A 1,082-nucleotide genomic window follows, 5' to 3' on the forward strand; every position below is an offset into this window, starting at 1 on the left:
CCATGATTTTTTCAGGATTTCACAATTTTTATGCACCATTATTTGGAGCTTTAGCCGGGTATACGATGGTTGTTTTGCTCTTGCCATTTGATTTCAAGCGATACTACACTTATTGGACATTAAAAAAGATGGGGATAGTATACGTAGTAAACAATAAGGATGTTTACAACAGTTTGGAAGAATTAACCATACCGATTAAGACACTTTTTCACGCTCGAAAAACGGCTTTTATACCATATCAACAAATTAAAAAAATCACGGTTAAACTGGATTTGTTTGCGACTAATCCTAATTCGGTCAATGCTCCAAGGGGTGGTTATGCACCTGGAAGAGCCCAGTATATGCATGAAGGATTTCATTTAATAATCACTACTAAGCAGGACCAAGAGATTTACTTAGACTTGCGACAATATTATTGGCCACGTTCCTCAGAACGTCAGATGTTATCGACTATTCTTATGTTTTTACAACGGAAAAATATTGAGTTTGTTGACGAACAAAATATTTCTGAGTTAGTTAAAGATCGAAGCATCAGTCTAACAAGGACGTTGTACGAATTGCGCGATAACCAAGGAGTTGCTGGATCTAAAATTTAAAGGGAATGGGATGATGTCTGAAATGGCTTTGGCAGATAACATTGTTAAATATCGAAAAAAGAATCAGCTGTCACAGGAACAACTGGCTGAATCGTTAAACATTTCAAGACAGTCCATTTCTAGATGGGAAACAGGCGAGACTTTACCGGGAATCGATAATCTTATTTCTTTGAGAGGTTTGTTGGATATATCCTTAGACGAATTAATTACTGGTGAACCGTATCTGCATTTTCCGTTTGATTATGGGAAACCAAAGAATCGTTGGCCAGTATTTTTTCTGGTGTTATTAATAATAGCTTTTGGTGGTATTGTCGCAATAGAGAATATCTTTTTTTCATTATTACTCTGCATAATGGCTTATTTTATGGGGACATTCATGTCACCATTTGATTTTAAACGTTACTATACTTACTGGATGTTGAATCGTACAGGAATTACATATATCAACGATGCTAAGAAGAAATATACAGGCGTTGATGAATTAAT

The 1,082-nt window shown here is 35.6% G+C and carries 1 protein-coding gene and 1 pseudogene; both read left to right on the forward strand.

Annotated features, from left to right (window positions below):
• Positions 1-596, forward strand: a pseudogene (locus FHL06_RS14520) (hypothetical protein); the annotation flags it as partial.
• 22 nt (positions 597-618) lie between these two features.
• Positions 619-1,082, forward strand: a 464-nt coding sequence (locus tag FHL06_RS13995) for a helix-turn-helix domain-containing protein (RefSeq protein WP_192918036.1), incomplete at its 3' end; no start/stop codon positions are given.

The sequence above is a fragment of the Companilactobacillus halodurans genome, from assembly GCF_009600985.1.
Classification (GTDB): domain Bacteria; phylum Bacillota; class Bacilli; order Lactobacillales; family Lactobacillaceae; genus Companilactobacillus; species Companilactobacillus halodurans.